The organism is Chamaesiphon polymorphus CCALA 037 (assembly GCF_003003845.1).
In the GTDB taxonomy this organism is placed as follows: Bacteria; Cyanobacteriota; Cyanobacteriia; order Cyanobacteriales; family Chamaesiphonaceae; genus Chamaesiphon; species Chamaesiphon polymorphus.
Window position 1 is genome coordinate 1 of record NZ_PVWO01000595.1, and the last position, 3,186, is coordinate 3,186.

The window sequence follows — 3,186 nt, forward strand, 5'->3', positions numbered from 1 at the left end:
GGCATACGAGATGGGGTTCATGAACGGCTATCCAGGCGGAGTGTTTCGCCCCAAGCAACCCATCACCAAAGTCCAAGTATTAACTTCGCTGGCTCGCAACCTCGAATTGCCTTCAACTGCCGCTACTACGCCAGCAACCCAGCCGCCTGCAAACACACGCGCGAAAAAACCAATGATGTTTCCCCTCGCCATCATGACACTGATGCAGCCATTCATGACCACACCAGCCAATGCGGTTGCCGCTGTCACGCCGCCAACTGCTAGCACCACACCACCTGCGCCTAATCGCAAAATCGTTATCAGTGAGTATTATCGGGATGCCGCCCAGATTCCTAAATACGCGGTTGATGCGGTCGCCAAGACAACGGCTGCCGGAATTGTCGTCAATTATCCCGATCCACGAGTGCTAAATCCGAACCAAGCAGCAACCCGTGGCGAAGTTAGTGCCTTAATTCATCAAGCCCTAGTGGCTCAAGACAAAATCAGTCCGCTGCCCGCAGATCGAGCCACAAAGTACATTGTCGGGCGTTAACCAGCGATCTTACTGCAACAGGAGTCGCTATTTACGACCCTAACCGCAGCATTCGATCGGTGGATGTATTTGTAGCCGCCGCAAATATGACAGGAATAACGGCTCATTTTATCGGCATAGTGGCAGTGAGTACAGAAATATCTGCTGTTTGGAACAAAATTCAAGACATGGCAAATGACTTCATCATTTTATTGCCTAACATTGTCTTGGCAATAATTGTCTTCTCCATTTTCTTCTTTATTGCCAGAACTCTCAAACGATTAGTCAGAAGATTGACGCGCGATCGCCGTCAGGCTCACAATTTAGGCTTAGTGCTGGGGCGATTGGCGCAAGGAGCGATGATTTTAGTCGGATTATTTATTGCCCTATCGATTGTCATTCCGTCCCTCAAAGCTAGCGATCTGGTGCAGTTATTGGGAATTAGTGGGGTAGCGATCGGGTTTGCATTTCGAGATATTCTTCAGAACTTCTTGGCAGGTATTTTAATTCTCTTGACCGAACCTTTTCAAATTGACGACCAAATTGTCTTTAAGAATTTTGAGGGCACCGTCGAACAAATTCAAACCCGTGCGACTACAATCCGCACCTATGATGGTCGGCGAATTGTGATTCCTAATTCAGAATTATTTACCAACTCGGTCATTGTCAATACTGCATTCGACCATCGCCGCTTGGAGTATGACATCGGGATTGGCTATGGCGATGATATCGATACCGCCAGACGACTCATTTTGGAGGCAATGAATGAAATAGATGGCGTGCTAGCCAGCCCTGCGGCTGATGCGCTCGTGGTCGAACTAGCGGGTAGCGCGGTGAATATTCGCGCTCGGTGGTGGGTGCAGCCGCCGCGTCGGGCTGATGTGCTCGACCTGCAAGATCGGGTATTGACAAATATCAAAAATAAGTTGTTGGCCAATGGAATCGATCTGCCATTCCCCACCCAACAGATTTTATTCCACGACCAGACCGAAGCCACCGATGGCGATCGCCATCAACAGCGCGAAGGTTGGCCTGCTGGCAAGGGCGAAGTGCCGCAGCCGCGCAGGATCGGCCACACGCTCGGACAGTTGGCGCAAAATCGGGATCGACCCCAAGTTACGCCAGCAACTAACAGCCATTCGCCTAGCCCTACTACTCAAACCGATCGATGAAATCTGCTAAGTTAGGCAAACTGTGGGACTCGTTACATTCTAGCTTCTGGTTTGTGCCAACGCTGATGCTGGTGCTGGCGATCGGGCTGTCATTTATTACCATCAGGATCGACCAGAGCGCAGAAACCAACATCATCGAAAAACTAGGCTGGGCTTACTCCCTCGGCCCTAGTGGTTCGCGGGCGATCCTATCGGCGATCGCGGGTTCGATGATGAGCGTTGCGACCACGGCTTTTTCGATTACGATCGTCGCACTTCAGTTGGCATCTTCCCAGTTTGGCCCGCGCTTGCTACGTAACTTCATGCGAGACACAGGCAACCAAGTCGTTTTGGGCACCTTCATTGCCACGTTTGTGTATAGTTTGATGGTGCTACGCACGATTAATGGGGTTGAAGAAAATGAGTTTGTCCCGCACTTAGCAGTAACTGTCGGGATTGGTTTGGCGATCGCCAGTATTGGCGTATTAATTTACTTTATTCATCATTCCGCCGCATCGATTCAGGTCGATCGAGTCATCAAAAAAGTGGGTGACGATCTCGATAAAACGATCGATCGACTTTTTCCCGATCGGATCGGACGCAGTGCATCAAAGCAACTAGAGGAGGAGAGTCTAGCCGCTATTCCTACTGACTTCGATCGCCTTTCCCGTGCGATCGCAGCTAGAGAAAGTGGCTATATTCAAGCGATCGATGACAATCGACTGATGCAGATTGCAATCGATCGCAATCTGCTGCTGCGAGTCGAGCAACGTCCCGGTCGCTTTGTAGTCAAAGGTAGCCAACTGATGCGCGTCTTTCCTGAAGAAAAGATCGATCGAAAGCTTGCAGCCAAGATTGCCGATACAGTTGTCCTCGGTATCGGGCGCACCGAGCAGCAAGATCTAGAGTTTTCGATCGACCAACTGGTGGAAATTGCCGCACGCGCTTTATCTCCAGGAATCAACGATCCGTTTACAGCGATCCGCTGTATCGACCAGTTGAGTGTGGCTCTGTGTCATTTTGCCCAACGAGAAATCCCCTCTCCCTATCGCTATGACGATCGGCATCGGCTGCGGGTTATTGCCGAACCGCTGGAATTTGCAGATGCGATCGATGCTGCCTTCAACCAGATTCGGCAGTACGGTCAGTCCAGTGTTGCCGTTACGATGCGGTTATTGGAAGCGATTGCCACGATCGCACCGTTTACACACCGGGAACTAGATCGCACAGCACTACAGCGTCATGCAGATGCGGTCGAACGGGGCAGCCAGAACGGAATTGAGGAGGAGTTAGATCTCCAGGATGTACGGGAGCGTTATCTTGCTGCTCTCAAAGCGATCGATTCTAATCGCTTACTCGATCGCGATGAAAGGAGTTAGCGATCTAAAGTGCGATCGCTGTTTTTACAAGATTTATAGCTTACTAATAAGCGAGCGAAATCTGTAATAAATCATCAGATCCGATCTCATTAAATTCATGCAAATTATTTAACAAAAGATCCATCAATATGTAGATAAATTAATC

3 protein-coding genes are annotated in these 3,186 nt (G+C 49.8%); all 3 read left to right on the forward strand.

Translation table 11 applies throughout. The features are described from left to right. A partial coding sequence (locus C7B77_RS26875; protein ID WP_146138547.1) for an S-layer homology domain-containing protein occupies window positions 1–532 on the forward strand: 532 nt, incomplete at its 5' end. Between the two features lie 29 nt (window positions 533–561). Further along, entirely contained in the window at window positions 562–1,683 is a 1,122-nt protein-coding gene (locus C7B77_RS26880) for a mechanosensitive ion channel family protein (protein ID WP_425430849.1), read from the forward strand. Next, on the forward strand, window positions 1,680–3,041 hold the full coding sequence (locus C7B77_RS26885; protein ID WP_106312242.1) for a DUF2254 domain-containing protein: 1,362 nt from the start codon (window positions 1,680–1,682) through the stop codon (window positions 3,039–3,041). The genes C7B77_RS26880 and C7B77_RS26885 overlap by 4 nt, the downstream gene beginning before the upstream one ends. Window positions 3,042–3,186 lie beyond the last annotated feature (145 nt).

What these genes read in the sequence shown, in the direction of transcription:
- C7B77_RS26885 (WP_106312242.1), top strand. Translation starts at nt 1,680, where the DNA reads ATGAAATCTGCTAAGTTAGGCAAACTGTGGGACTCGTTACATTCTAGC.